This is a genomic window from Streptococcus oralis (genome assembly GCF_019334565.1).
GTDB lineage: Bacteria > Bacillota > Bacilli > Lactobacillales > Streptococcaceae > Streptococcus > Streptococcus oralis_CR.
Genome location: NZ_CP079724.1, coordinates 1,113,449 through 1,131,913 on the forward strand (window position 1 = coordinate 1,113,449; position 18,465 = coordinate 1,131,913).

Genomic DNA, 18,465 nt, shown 5'->3' on the forward strand with positions numbered 1-18,465 from the left:
ATAAAAAACTCAGAAACACTTCCATGTTTCTGAGTTAATTTTCACTATTTTTTGATGATTACTTCACTCATCTATTCAAATAATTGATAGTAGTCTGAAATTTTCATCTGAGCTTTTTCTTCTTTATTGAGGTCTTGGATGATACGACCTTCCTTCATGACAATCAGACGATTTCCATACTTCAACGCATCCTCCATATGGTGGGTAATCATCAAGGCTGTTAGATGATCCTTGCTGACAAAGTCATCTGTTAATTCCATCAAGGCAACACTGGTCTTTGGGTCAAGAGCCGCTGTGTGTTCATCCAACAAGAGCAACTCTGGCCGCTTCAAGGTTGCCATCAAGAGACTCAAGGCCTGGCGTTGACCGCCTGATAGAAACTCAATCGAAGTGTCCAGATGTTTCTCAAGACCATTTCCCACTTTTTCAATGGTAGCCTGAAACTCTTCCCTATGTCTTGAAAGTCTCCTAGGAAGGAGTCCTCTCTTCTCACCACGAAACTTGGCAATCAAGAGATTTTCCGCCACCGTCATACGAGGAGCCGTACCCATTTTAGGATCCTGAAAGACACGAGACAAGTACTTAGCCCTCTTTTCAGGTGAAAAATGCGTCACGTCCTCGCCCATGATACGGATACTTCCACTTGTTAAAGGTAAGGTACCTGCAATCGTGTTAAAAAGCGTTGACTTCCCTGCTCCATTTCCACCTAGGATAGTAATGAAATCATGTTCGAAAATTTCAAGAGAAACATCATTCAGAATGATTTTTTCCTCATCAAAGCCATTCGTAATGACTTTGGTAGCATTTTTTAATTCTACAATTGCTGTCATTTGCTAAACTTGACTCCTTTCAGGTATTTGCTTTTGAAGGTTGGAATCATAAGGCAAACTGCCAAAATCAAGGCGCTGTACAAACGAAGATAACTTGTATTAAACCCAAGAGCAATCACTCCCCAAACGAGGAACTGATAAGCAATAGACCCTACTACGATGGTCATGAGTCGCTCTGCCAAGGTCAAACTCTTGAACAAAACCTCCCCAATAATCAAGCTAGCAAGCCCTACGACAATCACTCCAATTCCTCGAGAAACATCCGCATATCCTTCTTGTTGAGCAATTAAGGCCCCTGCAAGCGCGATAATCCCATTTGAAAGAACCAATCCCATGAGTTCCATACGACCAGTATGAATTCCAAAACTACGAGCCATATCAGGATTATCACCTGTAGCGATGTAGGCTTGACCTAGTTTAGTATCCAGGAAAAAGAGCATAAGGCCAATAACAAGAGCTACAAAGATTAATCCGGTCAGGAGTTGGTTAAGGTCTGAATCAAAAGGCAAGACATCCTGCATTTGCTTGGTTCCAAGAAGCCCTAGATTGGCACGCCCCATAATCATGAGCATGATGGAATGGCAGGAAGTCATGACCAGAATCCCTGATAAGAGAGTTGGGATTTTTCCTTTGGTATATAAGAGACCTGTCGCCATTCCAGCTAGACAGCCCGCTCCTACTGCGGCTAGGGTTGCTAAAAATGGGTTGACTCCCTGTGTTATCAAGGTTACAGCTACTGCTCCCCCAAGAGGAAAAGAACCTTCAGTAGTCATATCTGGAAAATTCAAAATTCGAAAAGTCATAAAGATTCCCAAACCTAAAATCGCCCAGACCATCCCCTGAGAAATAATGGATACTATCATAATCTTTCACTCATTTCTTTCTTTAGTAAAAATGGGAGGAGATGTGTCCAGCTCCTCCTTTATCTTTATTCAATCACTTGTCCTGCTTCTTTTAGAACGGACTCAGGAATGGCGATACCAAGTTCCTGCGCTAGTTTTTTATTAATCACTGACTTACCAGTTGAAAAGACATTAACTGGCGTATCAGCTGGTTTTTCACCTTTCAAAACTTTGGCAATCATCTTACCAGTAGCCACACCAAGATCGTGTTGGTCAACTACTACAGATGCTAATCCACCTGCTTCTACCATGGCAGTGGCACTTGGGTAGATTGGCTTTTTAGCTATTTGGTTGCTTGAAACAACTGTTGAAAATGCGGATGCGATGGTGTTATCAATTGGAACCCAAATTGCATCGACTTTGCTTGTCATAACATTGACTGTTGAAGCAATTTCATTGGTTGATGGAACGGCAAATGTTTCGACTGTCAAACCTGCTTTTTCAGCATAAGCCTTGAATTCTTCTACCTGTGTTTTTGAGTTATCTTCGCTACTTGAGTAAAGAGCTCCGATTGTTTTGACATTTGGTGTGAGGGTTTTTATCAACTCTACTTGTTGTTCAGCAGGGTTGTGGTCTGACACCCCTGTGATGTTGCCACCTGGTTTTTTCAAGTCTTTGACCAAGTTAGCACCGATTGGGTCTGTAATAGCAGCCATGATAACAGGTAGGTCTTTTGTAGCACTAGCAAGTCCTTGAGCAGCTGGTGTTGCAATCCCAACAACAACGTCGTTTCCATTTGCTACCAATTGTTTACTCATGGTTGCAACCTTGCTCTGATCTCCTTCAGAGTTCATAAAGTCGATTTTTACCTGGTCATCCTTATAACCTTCTTCAGCTAGTCCATCTTGAATCCCTTGGTAAATCAAGTCCAAGGATGGGTGACTAACAAATTGAAGGACACCAACCTTAGCGACCTTTTGCTCTTCCTTAGTTGCTGGCTTGTTCATTGATGAATAAATCAAGCTAGCCACTACCAATACTGCTAATCCAGCGACAATTCCAATCAAACGTTTATTTTTCATTTTTCTTTCTCCTTAATTCTTTTATCTTAACTTTTTAAATCACATCATCAAGCGATGCCATCGTTTAAATTCCAATATCTTTCCTCCCCATAGAAAAAGTCCTCACACAAAAACTTGTGTGAGGACGTCGATGCGCGGTGCCACCTCAATTATAGGAAATATTCCTATCGCTCTTTCTCGCAATAACGAGTTGCACTGTAAGGTGTGCTCACCGAATTTTTATGATTTCAAATTCTTAAGTACATTCAGCCCAATTTCATCAATTTCATCTATCTGCTTTCACCAACCACAGACTCTCTAAAAAATGAGCATGATTACTTTCTGAATGTTTAAATTATATCATTTTTCAACTACTTGTCAAGGCTATTTTTAGAATTTTTTAAACAATTCAAAAACTTCCCCTTGAAAAAAGAGGAAGTTTGTAGAATATCAGCCTGAATTACGCAAACCAGTTGCAATTCCGTTGATAGTTGTATGGATTAGTTTTTCTTCATCTGCCGACAATTCGCCGCGACGTTGACGTTTGATCAACTCCAACTGGATGTAGTTAAGAATATTAAAGTAAGGCATACGATAGTTTAGACTGTCTTTTAGGTAAGAGTTTTCTGCCAAGAGTTCGTCATAACCTTCGATAGCTAAAATAACGTCCTTAGTCAACTGCCATTCATCTAAAATAGTGTAGTAGATAGCTTGTACTTCTTCGTCTTCACAAAGCTTGGCATATTCAAAAGCAATGTTCATATTAGACTTAGACAAGACCATGTCTACATTGGAAAGCAAAGATTGGAAGAAAGGCCAGTTTTGGTACATATCACGAAGGAACTCGATATTCTTTGGATCTTGATCAATAAACTCTTTAAAGCTTGATCCTACACCATACCATCCAGGGAACATGACACGGCTTTGAGACCATGAGAAGACCCAAGGAATGGCACGCAAACCGCCAATTTCAGTGATGGTCTTACGAGCTGCTGGACGCGAACCGATATTGAAGCTTGAAATAGCTTTGATTGGACTTGATTCAAAGAAATAGTCATAGAAATGTTCATTTCCAAAGACCAAATCACGATAGATATCGTAGCTACGGTCCACTACTTGATCCATGATAGCTTCGTAACGATTTGACGTATTGGTATCACTCTTCTTCTTTGTAATCATACGGTTAATGGCTGCAGAAACCAACATTTCAAGGTTATAATAAGCAGCGTCTTTGTTTCCGTATTTATTTCCAATGACTTCTCCTTGCTCAGTCAGACGGATACGGTCCTTGATAGACTTGAGCGGTTGAGATGTGATGGCTTCATAAGTTGGTCCACCACCACGACCCACAGTACCACCACGACCATGGAAGAAAGTAACCTTAACGCCAAATTCATCCCCAATAGCCGTCAGTTGTTGTTGCGCTTTATAGAGAGTCCAACATGATGACAGGTAACCACCGTCTTTGTTACTATCAGAGTAGCCAAGCATGATTTCTTGGTAGTTGTCTTTTGAAGCAATCCATTTTTTAGCCAAAGGTAGAGAGAAATATCTTCTCATAGTCTCTTCTGAGTGATCCAAGTCTTCGATTGTTTCAAAGAGGGGAACAATCTGAACGCGGGCTTTTTGGGCATCCACCAAGCCGACTTCCTTAAGCATAATGGCTAGCTCTAACATATCAGATACACTGGTTGCGTGAGAAATGATGGTTTGACGAATAACATTTTCACCCAGTTTATCCTTCAACTTGCGCGCAGCTTTAAAGATAGAGAGTTCTTTTTCAAGCAGTTCTGACTTTTCAGCATGAGTCGCTGAGAGGATACGAGGATCTTCTTCCAACTCTTTTAAGAGGAGGGCACATTTTTCGTCTTCAGACAGATCGCTATAGTGGTCGTTGATTCCTGCGGATGCTAACAATTCTGCCACACAAGCTTCATGAACACTAGAATCTTGGCGCATATCGATAGAAGCAAGATAGAAACCAAAGATTTCGACAGCTTGCATCAACTCGACAAATTCTCCAGAAATCAGGTATTCCCCTTTGTTTTCAAGGAGAGAATCGCGAATGGCCAACAAATCTTGATAGAATTCATCTGCAGTGGCATATCTTGGCTGAAGATCCTTGTCTTCTATGAGATAAGCCTTGGTAGCCTGCATCTTAGCTTGGATGTCAAAGAGGGCACGACGATAGAGTTCTTTTTCGCGATAAATGGAGTTATCTTGTGACTTCAGCGCCATCTCACGGACCTTGTCGCTGACATTCACGATGCTTGTTGACAGTGAAAATTCACGATAAAGATTATAAATTTTTTCATCATAATAGTTCATGATGACTTCGCACTGAGTCAAGGCTGATTTGTTGAGAGTTTCCGCAGTTACGAAAGGATTTCCATCACGGTCTCCTCCAATCCACATCCCCATAGTAATCGGTTTTGGGTGCTCAAGCTCGATACCTTGTTCTTTAGCTAATTTTTTATACTCAGCTGTCAAACGTGGAACAGCATTCAGGAAAGAACTTTGGTAGTACTCCATCACGTTGGTGATTTCGTTGGTTACTTTCAATTTCTTCTCACGAATCATGTCCGTTTGCATGATAATTTCAATGTAACGACGGAGATCTGTGTGCCATTTTTCTTTATTAATCAAGCCGAGTTTGACATCACGGTACTTGCGCAAGAGCGTATGGATGTGGTTGGTCAAATCCAGCATACTCTTGCGTTGTACTTGTGTTGGATGGGCGGTCAAGACAGGAACGACATTTAACTTTTCTAAAATTTCAGCTGCATTTTCTTTTTCAGCTACCATCTTAATCGTTGTAGATAGTTTCCCTAGATAGTCTTGGTCCACATTGTTTTGGTGATTGATTTCATAGGCCAAATCCACATCCTCAGAGATATTAATCAAAAGTGGAAGGATAGAGAAATAGCGTGAAATGTAAATCATTTCTTCATTCGAAAGACTGGTCACTAGGTCATTGAGTCCTTGATAATTCTCGCTAGTTGATAATTCCTTCAACTGGATAATCTTTTCAAAGGTTTCTGGCGCTAGCATATTTTTTGTGATATCTTCTAATAGCTCAGTCAGAATCAAGACTTCTTCTTGGACGACTGCTTTATTACTATAGTTTTCTAATTTTTGAAGAGACATATACTTTCCTTTCCATACAATCCTTACAGACTTTCATCGGTTTGATTCTCGTATTCTCTGATAAGTTTGGCACGTTTTTCACTTGCATCAATGTTCAGTACAAGCGCAATGGCTACGGATAATACCAATAGACTGTTCCCACCTTGTGAAAGGAAGGGGAAGGTTACCCCTGTAGAAGGAATCAACCCTGAAATCCCACCGATATTGACAAAGACCTGAACAAGGATCATCCCTCCGACACCAATAGCAACCATGGAGTTAAAGGGATCCTTTGCTCGAATACCAACCAAGATGATTCGCAAAATCAAGAAGAAGAGTAAAGCCAAAATCATACTGGCTCCAACGAATCCAAACTCCTCGATGACAATCGAAAAGACGAAATCCGTATGGGCTTCTGGCAGATAACCACGCTTCTCGATAGAATTCCCTAGTCCCAGTCCGAACCAGCCTCCATTTACCATTGCATAGTAAGAATTTGCGAGCTGGTGTCCTGCACCCGCCAAGTCATTAAAGGGATTAAAGAAGGCACTAAAACGTTTAGCAACGTAACCAAATACAGGAATTTGAGAGAACTTTTCAACCCCAACAAAGCGAATGACAGACAAGACTAACATTGAGCTCCCTGCCAAGAGAGCCAAAATGGTCGAGAACCAACGATAGGCGATCCCACTAACCGTATACATGATGAGCGCCACCAAGACCAAGATGGTCGCATTTCCCAAGTCTGGGAAAATTCCCAAGCTACCAATCAGAACTAGCAGAACAAAACGCCAGTCGTTAAAAGCTCGAGGTAGCCACTGATTCTGTGTCAAAACCTGGAAGTCATAAACCGCAATCTCATCTTGTTGTTTTGAAAATCGATGTGCCAGGTACCAGATGATGATAATCTTAAGGTACTCTGCAGGCTGAATCGTTACAGGTCCTACAGAGATCCATCCGTATGCTCCATTGACAGGTGTTCCGACCAGTCGCGCCAGAGCTAAAAGAACCATCTCGACAATCATTACGATAAAGATGAGACGACCGTTTCTTAAGAAACCTAATTTTAATTTATAGATTAAGGCAATCAGAATCAAACTAGCTATCCAGAAGATCCCCTGGTTACGCACCAATTGAAAGGCACTTTTCCCTTCTTCGATCAAGGTTGCACTCGTTGTCGAGTACACCACAATCAGCCCCAAAATCGATAAAAGGAAGTAAGGAATCAAAATGGAATAGTTTAGTAGGTGCCTTTTACTAATTTTCATATTTCACCACTCTAATAGGAACAGACGCTTCTGTTCCCAATTCCGTTTTATTTTCTAGTTTTGATTGCTATTATACCACTTTTTCAGAAAGAAAAAAACTCTTATCCTTTAATCCTTCGAATTTTACTCATTTTCTAATATCAGGTATAAAAAAACAAATCTCTTTTGAGATTTGTTTTTTGCTTTCTTAGTTAGATGAAGAACTGCTGCTTGAACTTGAGTCACCACCTCCGATGTATTGGGTGAAGATGTTTTGGAATGATTGGTCTTTAACCTTGATGTTTGCTGCTTGCAATTCTTTACCAATTACTCCTTGAACAAAGGCTGAATCATTTTGTTTTTGAGTCAAGATGATAGTCTTCAATTTTTCTTTGTAATCCTCTATATTAGAAGATTTTTCTGTTTTCTTCGTTACTTTGATGATGTAGAACTGACTGCTGTAGGCTTGTGTTCCAGTAGCTGTAATCACATCAGAAATCCCGTTCACATCCAAGGCAAAGGCTGCTTTCTTGACTTGTTCTGGAAGTTCTGTAGAAGCAGAGTCAAAAGTAATTTCTCCACCATTTTCTTTTGTTTTGTCGTCGTTAGAGTTGTCTTTTGCCAACTGAGCAAAATCTGCACCTTCTGCTTTAGCTTTCTCAAGTACTTCTTTTGCCTTGTCTTCATTATCCAAACGGATGATTTGAGCTGTCACATCTGGTGTATAAGACTCAAAAGCTTTTTGGTAGGCTTCGTCTGTCAACTCACTCTCAGCAGCCTTCTTAACTGCCAATTCAACTAATTTGCTGGTACGGATTTGAGCTTTACGAGTCTCAGGTGTCATACCTGCACGTTGAAGCACGCTGTTGTAGCTATCGCCGTATTTCTTTTGCTCTTCAGCAACGGCGTCATCCACATCTTTATCCGTTACCTCTGATCCATATTGTTGTTCAAATACTTTTTGGATAGTCATATTGAGCAAGACTTGTTGTGCAGTTGGATTATTCTTTACTTCTTCAAAGAATTGATGTTCTGTAATCACATCGCCCTTCATGCTGATCAAATCTTTTCCTTCAGAACTGTTTGAACAAGCCGCAAGTGTTGCTACTGATAAAAGTGTGATGGCTCCTGCCATAAGTTTTTTCTTCATGTTTACTCCTTTTACGGTAAGTGTTACCTTATCTATTTTACTATAATTTCTTAAATTTTTCTGAAAATCATTCGCTCTCAGAAAGCTCTACTTCTGCTAGATTCTTTCTTAGCATGAGAATACCATCTCCAAGTGGAACTAGAGTTGCTGTTAGACCTGGATTATCCAACGTTGCGTCGAAAAGTCTTTGCAAACCTCGGTAAATGGTCCGTTGACCTCGGCGGACTTCCATGATGTCCTTGGCAACATCTCCTCCTTGGAAAATATCATCCAAGACGACTACTCCACCAACTTCCAAGTGATTGAGGATTTCAGGCAGAAAGACGATGTACTTGGATTTGGCCGAATCCATAAAGACAAAGTCATAAGTTTCTGTCAGACTGGATAAAACATCGACTGCATCTCCCTCTAAAAGAGTGATTTGCTTACGACTGTCAAACTGAGCAAAGTTTTCCTTGGCAAAGCCTATCATCTCAGGATTACGGTCAATGGTTGTAATCTTAGCATCTGGCGCATGTTCCGCCATCAAGAGTGCTGAAAAGCCAATCGCCGTCCCAATTTCCAAAATATTCTTAGGCTGCAGACTTTCCATGAGAAATCGAAAGTAAGCAACCGTTTCATGGGGAATAATGGGAATGTTTTCCTTACGAGCGAAGGTCTCCAATTCTTTCAGGGAGCCAGTCACCTGCTTTTGACGCTGGCGCATGAGTTCTACGATGTCTTCCTTTACGACGGGACGTCGCATATTGTGATTGGCATTTTTACTATAAGACTCTACCATCTTAAGCTAGTCCCAATTTTTCAACAAGGGCTTCAAACTCATTCAAGCGTCGTTCAAAGACTGCAAAGGCATCGTTAAGATAGTCTTCTTTTTCCATATCAACACCCGCTTTTCTCATAACATTGAGCGGATAGTCTGACTTACCTGCCTTGAGGTAGTCGATATAGCGGTCACGGTCTTCTTGGCTACCATGGACAATCTTCTCAGCCAAGGCTGAAGCAGCTGCAAAACCAGTTGAATATTGATAAACATAGTAGTTATAGTAGAAGTGTGGAATGCGCGCCCACTCGTATTGAATCTGAGGATTGTCTTCCTTGCTGAGTCCATAGTACTCTTGGTTCAAGTCAGCGTAGAGCTTATTGAGGAAATCACTTGTCAATACTTCTCCATTTTGATCTGCTTGATGGATAGCATGTTCAAACTCAGCGAATTGAGTTTGACGGAAGACTGTTCCACGGAAACCGTCTAGGAAGTTATTAAGAATAGCAAAACGAGTCGCATCGTCTTCTACTTCTTCCAACAATTTCTCTGTCAAGATATTTTCGTTTGTGGTTGAGGCAATCTCCGCCAAGAAGATAGAGTAATCTCCGTAAACATAAGGCTGAGTTTCACGAGTATAGCTGGAGTGCATACTGTGACCTGTTTCATGGACAAGGGTAAAGAGATTATCTAAATTATCCTGCCAGTTGAGAAGCATAAAGGCATTGGTATCATAAGAACCACCAGAGTAGGCACCAGAACGCTTGCCTTGGTTTTCATAGACATCAATCCAACGCTCGCTGAAAGCCCGTTTGACACGGCTCAAGTAGTCTTCACCCAAGACCGCCAAGGCTTCTTCAGCTTTTTTCAAGGCTTCTTCGTAGGTAAAGCTATAATCTACTGACGAGAGTGGTGTGTAAACATCATACATCTTGAGATCTGAAATCCCCAAGATTTTAGAACGAAGTTCAAGGTAACGATGCAAGAGTGGCAAATGCTTGCGAACTGCTGCTACTAGATTGTCATAGACACTTTCTGGAACAAAGTTTGCTGCGAGAGCTGCATGGCGAGCACTCTTATAGTTGCGAACTTTTGCGCGGTAGTTTTGCACCTTAACATTTGTCTGCAAGGTCTTAGCATAAGTGTGTTGGAATTGCTCGTAAGTCGCATAAAGGGCTTCATAGGCACCACGACGCACTTCACGGTTTTTAGACTCCATCAAACGGATGTAAGTACCGTGTGAGAGTTGCACTTCCTTGCCTTCGTCATCAAGGACGTATGGGAAGCTAATATCCGCATTGTCCAAAATAGCGAAGGTTTCACTAGCAGAACCAAAGATTTCTCCTGCTCCAGCAAGCAATTCTTCCTCACGTTGCGAAAGAACATGGTCTTTCTTTTGCAAGAGCTTGTCAAAAAAGTGCTTGTAAACTTGGAGTTTTGGTTGAGCTTCTAGGAAGGCCGCATACTGCTCTTCGCTAATCTCCATAAACTCAGGTTCATAGAATGAAAAGGCTTGTTCTAACTGACTGTATAGGGTCATTGCCTTAGCATAGTACTCTTGATACTTGGCCTCACGCGTGTCCTGGTCATTTTTCATATGCGCATAGACATAAAGCTTTTCAACTTGGCGTTCCAAGTCGAGTGAGAATTCTGTGATCTCAAGCAAACTGTCTGCGCTGTCCAAAAGATGTCCCTCATACTGAGATGCTGTTTGTACTTTTTCAGTTAAATCTTTCAAGGCTTCTTCCCAAGCCTGGTCTGTTGGGTAGATTGTCGAAAGATCCCATGTATCTTTTTCATTTATTTCATGTCGTTGTAATACCATAAGATTCCTCCATCCTTTCTATTTTACCACATTTTTTGAGAAATATAAGTGATAAAAGGCTGGTGGATAGAGCTTTTGGCGATTATTTTTCGGATTTTTTTGATAGTAAGCCTGAAAATTTCTATAATAGCTAGCCAAATCCGTTTCAATCTGCAAAAAATCACCTGACTCTATCGGTCTGACCTGGGGATACCAGTCGTCCAGTTGATAGTTTAATAGATTGTCTCCTTGATGATAGGCCTCTTCTTGCTTCTTCATCCAGTAAGGCGTTTGGTAGTACAACTGTTGGCGAATGTAGTGACAGATAGTGGAATCTTGCTCAACTGAAAAACTAGCTAGCTTTTGTTTTTGATAAGGAAATCGTAGGATTTCCAAGAGATTTCCTTTTCCATAGGGAAATTCTTTGACCTGAAAATGAAGCTTGCCACGTAGGTCCTGATGCAAAAGATATTTGAGTCTCAAAACTTGTTTTTTGAAATCTAGTTCCCAAACATAGAAACCCATATTTTGACTAAAATAGAGAAATCCCCTTTGCAATTGTGTTAATCGCTCCTTTAACCAGAGTTTTTCTCCCAGTAGCCAGATAACCTGATAGCCTTGGCTACGGTATCCTTGGCTTCTATCACCTAAAAGCTTTTGAGACAAGGGGCTGCACTGAACCTCCAGAGCTAGTTTCTCATTGACAAGAACATCCGCTATCTGCTGAATCGCAGGCAGACTATATTCTAAGGCGACCTGATTGTCCTTCTTGGCCCAGTGATAGAGAGCCTCTTTGTTGCCCAAGTGTTCTGGACTTTCATTTTCAAGAATAGCCATACAATCTCTTAAAGATTCATGGGCAAAATGCGTCCGAATACTCTGTCCTTGGCGCAATCGTAGTCCACCACCACAGGCTGGACAAGTATAAGCTTGCTTGGTCACATCTTTTTCGAGAGCGTTTATCAAATTTCCCTTGGCATCTCTGGCTACAAACATGGTCTACCTCCTTTTCTTTTCTATTCGAAAAAGAAGTAAAAAAGACTGGAATCCAGCCTTTCATGATATTATTTCTTATCTCTTTTGTCTCTTAGAGTATTTTTTCAGCATGGGAATGAGATTAGGAATCTGCTCACTTCTAATGACCAGCACCCCGTATTCCTGACAACGATTGGCATAAACGGGATTGATTTTCCCCGTACAGACAATTAACTTGAGGCAACTCTCCCCAGCAAAATGATTGGCATAGACTTCTAGTTCGTTGATGGCTTCGACTGATAAATCTGTCATCTTGCAGGAGATAAAGGTAATCGAGCGGCCCTTTCTCAGAATAACATCAATCTCATTTTGAACATTGTCTGCCTCTGGAAAGATGCCATTCCAATCAATCTCACCACCTATCATGCACTCATCAAACAGCTGAGATTCAAGTGCCAAGAGATAGAGATATACCTCTAAAATATGTCCCTTGTTGCGGCAAAAGACTTGAGCTTCTTGACTTGGAAAGCTGTATGCTACTCGCTTCTTGTCTTCGCTTTCAATACAAAGCATCCCCGCTTCCACTAGTAAGGGGATAAGGACTTCTGGATAGTGATAATACTTGCCGTTGTTTTCCAGTATCTTTTCGGTCTCAGCATGAAGGTCATTGGTCTTAGCTAGAGAGAAAAATTGGGTCACTTGGTACCAATGGGCAGGATTGGCAATAGCCAAACTGGCTAGTTTTTTGATGGCTACAATTTGCTGTGCTGAGTGGATAGGGTGTTTGGATTTGAGCATTTTTCCACCACGCAAGGCTATCAACTGTTGGATGCTTAGGGTTGGAATGTTCAAATATTCTTTTTCTAACTGACCGGCTACCCACTTGTATTGTTTTCCTCGTTCAACATCCATGGCAACGATGGGGAGGTGGCGATCCAAGCCATATTGATAGAGAGATAAGGCTAGTAGCGAATCCCCACCAAAAACATCGAGAAGGACTTGGTCATAGACTGCAAGGCAATAATCTAACTGGTCCGTTAGTTGTTCTAAGGATAACTGACGAAAGGTCACTCGTTGGATATGAGGCACCTCATCCATGATAAACTGACGGAGAGAGAGTTTCTCTTCATTGCTTATTTTCGTCAAAGATAGAAAAAGAATCTCGTCACAATCACTGATAAAGGCTTGGTAGACATTCTTTTCCAATACATGCCGATCATACAGCTCCACCAAAAGACTCGTCATTCGACCACCTCCATCATAAAGACTTTCTTTCGCTGAGAGTGTCAGCAATATAATTCTACTGCTCTTATTTCCTACTTCTAGTATAGCATAAAATCTGCTCGTCCCAATCAACCAACGCAAACAAAAACGAATAGAAACCTTGCAAATCGGTTACTATTCGCTTGTAGATGTTTAATTTACTTGATTTTTTTGGCTAACATAGTCGCAAAGCGTAGTTGAATGCGATTACCATTTTCATCACGACGGTGCAGATGTCCTGGATTTTCATTATATTTGACCAATTCCCAATCCTTGTAGTAGTCCGCCAGTTCCCCTTCTTTAAAGGTGAATGGGAAGTTGACTGAGCAAGGATAATCCTCTGTATCCATGGCACAGACGATAAGATTGTAACCACCGACCGTGGTGTGCTCCTGCATATTTTGGATAATAGCTGGAATGCGGTCCGCTTGTAGGAACATCAGAACAACTGTCGATACGATGAAATCATAGTCTTGGCTAATGCTGGCTGAATTGATATCATAAAGTCCGACAGGCATGTCTAGATCCTCTTGCTCTACGATGCTTTGCAAGATCTCAAGCGACAATTCATTTTGATCCACAGCTGTCACATCAAAACCATTCTGTGCAAGAAAGAGAGAGTTACGTCCTTGACCACAACCCAAATCCAAGGCTCTTCCAGGTTTCACTGTCTGCATAGCCTCTAGGACCTCTGAATGGACTGGATTGGTCTGGTATTTCTTAGGGAAATAATCCTCAGGTTTACAATAAAATTCCAAGTACCATTCTACATCATCAGTGGCAGCTTCCACTCGGTGCCAAGCTTGTGGTTGTGCCATAGGGTTGTCTGCTCCTGCTTCAAAGAGGTGCTCAGCTAGAACCTCACCATCTTCAGTCAACTCAATAAACTTGAGAGCCCCTTTCAAGACAGTAATTTTTCCCCAAGTGCCGACTTTAGTATTGTGCTTTTGCTGAACTGCTTCAGGCATGGTCTGTTTATTCCACAAGGGCATCCGTTTATAGGCAATTAGTTTTTCCATTTTACTTCCTCTTCTTAACGCTGGTTGACAGCTTTCATCACACGCGCAATATCGCGATTCTGCTCACGACGTTTGATTGACTCCCGTTTATCATAGTCATGTTTCCCTTTAGCAAGTCCTAAAAGGAGTTTAGCATAACCATCTTTGATATAGACTTTAAGAGGAACCAGCGTCATTCCTGTTCCTTTAGTCTCTTGTTCTAATTTTTGGATTTGTTTCTTATGGAGCAGGAGTTTACGACGACGTTCAGGTTCCTGGTTCCAGATATTTCCCTCTTCGTAAGGGGCAATATGAACATTGCTCAGCCAGACTTCCCCATTTTTTACTTGGGCAAAGCCATCCTTGAGATTGATTCGAGCAGCTCGTACACTCTTGATTTCAGTTCCAGTCAGGACCATCCCTGCCTCTAGCGTATCTACGATTGTATAGTCGTGGCGCGCCTTTTTATTTTGTGCGACGACCTTTCCCTCGCCCTTTGCCATGCTTGGCTCCTTTCTTAGCTACTTCCTTGTAAAAAGGTTTCTTACCTTTTTTCTTCTTGTCTTTTTGTGAATGCTTGCGCTTATCATTTGAGCGTCCTGATTTTCTCTTGTCTTCCTTCTTATCTGAACGACGACTTGAGCCACGACCTCTATCTTTGCGCCCAGCTTGTTTCAAACCTTTTTCGATGACATCAAACTCACTTGGGATATAAGAGAAGTCAATTTCACCTGTCATCTTATCGGCTCTTTCAACTCGAATGCGAATCTGCTGACCTACACGGAAAGTTATGCCCGATTTCTCCCCACGGAGAGTCAAATCCCGTTCGTTGAAATGATAAAATTCAGGTAGATTGGTAATGTGAATCAAGCCTTCAACTGTATTTGGCAATTCGACAAAAAGACCGAACTTGACAATGCTGGATACAACTGCATCGTACTCTTCTCCCACGTATTCTTCCATGTACTCAGCTTTTTTCATAGCTTCGACTTCACGCTCCGCCTCAATGGCACGACGTTCACGATTGGAAGACTGGGTTGCAATCTCTGGAATCACTTGTTCAAAATGCTCTGCTATTTCCTTAGAACGGCCGTAATCCCGAATCATTCGATGGACTAGAAGGTCTGGATAACGGCGAATAGGACTGGTGAAGTGAGTATAATAGTTAGCAGCTAGTCCATAGTGACCGTGATTGTGCTCAGAATAGCGAGCCTGTTGCATAGAACGGAGAAGCATCATGGATAATACATCCGCATAGGGCTCTCCCTCAACCGCACGCATGATGTCTTGAAGCGCCTCCTGGCTAATCTCACTGGCAGTTCCATAAATTCGCAAGCCAAAGCTCGAAGCGTAATCAATAAACTTCTGAACTTTTTCTGCCTTAGGCTCCTCATGAATCCGATAAATGAAAGGTAGGTCCAGTTTACTAAAGTGCTCGGCAGCCGTTTCATTGGCAATCAACATGAAGGACTCAATCATCCGCTCAGCAACACCACGCTGACGAAGAACGATATCAACTGGCTTGCCTTTTTTATCTACTAAAATCTTAGCTTCGCTGGTATCAAAATTGAGAGCTCCACGTTTCTCACGCATGCTTTCTAGCCTTTCATGAAGCTTAGCCATGAGTTCGATACTAGGAACAATTTTCTTAAACTCTTGTCTCTTTTCCTCATCGCCAGCTAGGATGTCATTGACAGCGCTATAGGTCATACGGAAGCTAGTCTTGATAACTGTTTGGGTAATAGTGTAATTAACCACACGACCATGTTTATCAATTTCCATAATGGCAGACTGGGTCAAGCGATCGACTTGAGGATTGAGAGAGCAGATGCCATTTGACAAACGTTCTGGAAGCATTGGGACCACTCGGTCTGTTACATAGACAGAAGTCGCGCGGTTAAGGGCTTCCTTATCGAGTGCAGAACCCTCTGTCACATAGTAGGAAACATCCGCGATGTGAACACCGAGTTCGATATTGCCATTTTTCAAAGGCTTAATGTGAACTGCGTCGTCCAAGTCCTTGGCATCCGCGCCGTCAATGGTAAAGGTGATTTCATCTCTCAGGTCCAGACGACCTTCCATATCCTTTTGAGACGGAGCTTCTGGTACACTTTCTGCCTCCTTGAGAACAGCTTCTGGAAATTCTGAAACAATATCCATGGATTCCAAGACTTCAAGAACGTCAATCCCGGCATCAGTCGAGTGTCCCACCACGTCCAGCACACTAGCGACAAAGAAATCATGTTTCTTACTTGGGTATTTGTCGATAAAGACCTTGAGAACTTCAGTACCTTCCAACTTGATAGCTGGTTTCTTCACATAGATTGGCTGGCTGATTTTCTGATTCTTTGAACGAATGTAGCCCGCATACTTGGGCTTTTCCTGATCCAGAACGATTTGCCCGACAACGGTTGTCAGGCTGTGTTCTAAGATATCAATAATTTTGGCTTCTGCAGCAGTTCCCTTGTTACGGTCAGCGACTTTCTTAATCACAACCTCAACGGTATCACCATCAATGGCATAGTTGACATCGTTTTTTCCTACAAAAAGGTCGTCCTCTTCGCCTTCTAGACTGACAAAGCCAAAGCCGTTTTTATGGGCATGAAAAATCCCTTTGAGGGTAATTTCATGTTTCTTCTTTTGGTCCAGACATAAGCTACCATCATCTTCAAAACGAATCTGGTGCTTTCTTTCCATCAGAGACAGGGTTTTAATCAACTCACGGAAATCCTTGGACCCATCCTTTCCGAGAGCCTGAGCCAGGTCATTTACCGTCACTCGCCCCTTCTCTTGCAAATATTCTTTAATTTTATCTTTCATGTTTTCTTTCTAGTAATTCTATAGCAACTATGTTTTCAGTCCTTATTAGTATTTAAAATAATATTTACCTTATTTTTTATTAACTCCTCAGATATTTCTTCATCGTATTTTATATAAACTAGATAAACATTATTTTCTTTGCTCAATTCATACTTTTCTCTATCTCTAATTAATTGGCGCTCGAAATTTTTTTCCCCACCAAAAAATTCTACCGGTTGAAAATGCTGAATCCCCTGATATTCAATTGCAACATTTAATCCTGATATAAAAATGTCATAGGATAATTGTGCTCCGGTAGTCTTACTGCGAAGAAAAAAAGGTCTCATTTGATATACTACCTTGTAATCTTTAAACATTATTTTTGTTAAACGATAAACAAGTTCTTCTGAAATCCATTTATTATTAGGTTGTAACCAGCTACTTCTCTCTAATTTATCAAATTTACAACTATTCTCATTAAATTCATTCGCAAGCTCGTCTGCTCTTTTACAAACCAAACTTTTTTCTTTGTGGTATTCTTCTATGAAAAAGTATGTTAAATTTTCTTCTAATCTCTTAACACGCTTGACTCCTTTCCACAAATTGAATGCTTTTTCCAATGGGGTCATCCAACCATAATTACCTCCTCTCATAGTATCTCTATATAATTTACCTGTTTTCACCGTATTTTTACAAAGTGTATTAATATAGACTCGAGGAGAACTTACGGAGTATGCTACAGCTTTTGCATAAGTATTATTTGGTTTCTTAAATTCTATAAAAATAAAGTAATATCGAAATCCGTCCCATTTTTCGTATCATTCTTTTAATCTTAATTGAGGTACTTCTTTATCAATATATTCAATTTTAGAAGGAATATCCATAGACCAATAATATCTAGACCAGCCTTTAAACTTTACATACTCAATAGGTACAAATATCAACTCTTCTCCAATATAAGCAATTACTTTTCTCTTAAACTCCTCATTATTATATTTCCATCCTATTTCATTATTTGTTAATTCAACAATCCGAAAAGAATAATAGTGATTTCCATATATACCTGGCTCTATATACCTATTATTTGTTAAATCTTCCTTACATAAACCTTTATTATTTACATAATCTACCTTGTTTCTGTTAACTTCAAATAGTAAGATTAAGGAGTCATTAAGTATGTATATTTTTGAATAATGGTCAAAATCTAATACCTCAATAGAGTAGCCAGTTAAGTAACTCTCAAAATAATCTTTAACTAATTGAATAGACTCCCCAGATAGATGCATTTTAAAGCTCCTTCTCATTCAAAATAAAAATAGGCTAAGACCTAGTCTCGCCCATTTCTTATCTACTTGATAATACTGTCAATGCTAAGGCAATGGCTAGCCAGAAAAAGACTAAAATACCTGTCAAACGTTGCATCACAGCTTCAAAACCACGCGCTTTACTACGTTCAAACAAATCACCTGAGCTGGCATCAAATACATTGCTGGATTGGTTCTTAGTTGGTTGCATGAAAATCGCAATCACAATCACAACAGATAATACTAATAAAATGGTTAATAATAGGTTATACATATCAAACTCCTTAAAATCCCTATTATTTTACC

At 40.8% G+C, this 18,465-nt stretch carries 16 protein-coding genes and 1 other annotated feature; all 16 genes read right to left on the reverse strand.

Going from position 1 to position 18,465, the window contains the following annotated elements; all coding sequences use genetic code 11:
* Positions 1-71: 71 nt before the first annotated feature.
* Complete coding sequence (locus KX728_RS05515; protein WP_215804604.1) at positions 72-830, reverse strand: ABC transporter ATP-binding protein; 759 nt, start codon at positions 828-830, stop codon at positions 72-74.
* Complete coding sequence (locus KX728_RS05520) at positions 827-1,693, reverse strand: ABC transporter permease (protein ID WP_215804603.1); 867 nt, start codon at positions 1,691-1,693, stop codon at positions 827-829. Before KX728_RS05520 ends, KX728_RS05515 begins: the two co-directional genes overlap by 4 nt.
* A gap of 65 nt (positions 1,694-1,758) precedes the next feature.
* Entirely contained in the window at positions 1,759-2,754 is a 996-nt protein-coding gene (gene trpX / locus KX728_RS05525; protein WP_215804602.1) for a tryptophan ABC transporter substrate-binding protein, read from the reverse strand.
* Positions 2,755-2,871: 117 nt separating this feature from the next.
* Positions 2,872-3,087, reverse strand: a binding site (T-box leader).
* Between the two features lie 96 nt (positions 3,088-3,183).
* A complete protein-coding gene (gene ppc, locus KX728_RS05530) occupies positions 3,184-5,880 on the reverse strand; it encodes a phosphoenolpyruvate carboxylase (RefSeq protein WP_000058163.1) in 2,697 nt (898 codons plus the stop codon).
* 23 nt (positions 5,881-5,903) lie between these two features.
* Complete coding sequence (gene ftsW / locus KX728_RS05535; RefSeq protein ID WP_000703343.1) at positions 5,904-7,127, reverse strand: cell division peptidoglycan polymerase FtsW; 1,224 nt, start codon at positions 7,125-7,127, stop codon at positions 5,904-5,906.
* A gap of 187 nt (positions 7,128-7,314) precedes the next feature.
* A complete protein-coding gene (gene prsA / locus KX728_RS05540; RefSeq protein WP_049485246.1) occupies positions 7,315-8,256 on the reverse strand; it encodes a peptidylprolyl isomerase PrsA in 942 nt (313 codons plus the stop codon).
* A 67-nt stretch (positions 8,257-8,323) separates the two neighbouring features.
* Positions 8,324-9,037 carry an O-methyltransferase gene (locus KX728_RS05545; protein WP_215804601.1) on the reverse strand — a complete coding sequence of 238 codons (714 nt, stop codon included), beginning with the start codon at positions 9,035-9,037 and terminating at the stop codon, positions 8,324-8,326.
* Position 9,038: 1 nt separating this feature from the next.
* Positions 9,039-10,841, reverse strand: a complete 1,803-nt coding sequence (pepF, locus tag KX728_RS05550; RefSeq protein WP_215804600.1) for an oligoendopeptidase F — start codon at positions 10,839-10,841, stop codon at positions 9,039-9,041.
* Positions 10,842-10,859: 18 nt separating this feature from the next.
* Positions 10,860-11,816: a competence protein CoiA gene (locus tag KX728_RS05555; RefSeq protein ID WP_215804599.1), complete on the reverse strand. Its 957-nt coding sequence runs from the start codon at positions 11,814-11,816 to the stop codon at positions 10,860-10,862.
* Positions 11,817-11,891: 75 nt separating this feature from the next.
* Positions 11,892-13,040: a PDDEXK family nuclease gene (locus tag KX728_RS05560; protein WP_215804598.1), complete on the reverse strand. Its 1,149-nt coding sequence runs from the start codon at positions 13,038-13,040 to the stop codon at positions 11,892-11,894.
* A 176-nt stretch (positions 13,041-13,216) separates the two neighbouring features.
* Positions 13,217-14,077, reverse strand: coding sequence for an SAM-dependent methyltransferase TehB (gene tehB / locus KX728_RS05565; protein WP_000413060.1), 861 nt, complete (start codon positions 14,075-14,077; stop codon positions 13,217-13,219).
* A 14-nt stretch (positions 14,078-14,091) separates the two neighbouring features.
* Positions 14,092-14,559, reverse strand: coding sequence for an SsrA-binding protein SmpB (gene smpB, locus KX728_RS05570; RefSeq protein ID WP_001051750.1), 468 nt, complete (start codon positions 14,557-14,559; stop codon positions 14,092-14,094).
* Positions 14,522-16,876 carry a ribonuclease R gene (gene rnr / locus KX728_RS05575; protein ID WP_215804597.1) on the reverse strand — a complete coding sequence of 785 codons (2,355 nt, stop codon included), beginning with the start codon at positions 16,874-16,876 and terminating at the stop codon, positions 14,522-14,524. The genes smpB and rnr overlap by 38 nt, the downstream gene beginning before the upstream one ends.
* 35 nt (positions 16,877-16,911) lie before the next feature.
* A complete protein-coding gene (locus KX728_RS09345; protein ID WP_223335606.1) occupies positions 16,912-17,538 on the reverse strand; it encodes a hypothetical protein in 627 nt (208 codons plus the stop codon).
* Between the two features lie 135 nt (positions 17,539-17,673).
* Positions 17,674-18,141 (reverse strand): hypothetical protein, encoded by a 468-nt coding sequence (locus tag KX728_RS09350; RefSeq protein WP_223335604.1) that lies wholly within the window; start codon positions 18,139-18,141, stop codon positions 17,674-17,676.
* A gap of 58 nt (positions 18,142-18,199) precedes the next feature.
* Positions 18,200-18,433 (reverse strand): preprotein translocase subunit SecG, encoded by a 234-nt coding sequence (secG, locus tag KX728_RS05585; protein ID WP_000282517.1) that lies wholly within the window; start codon positions 18,431-18,433, stop codon positions 18,200-18,202.
* Positions 18,434-18,465 lie beyond the last annotated feature (32 nt).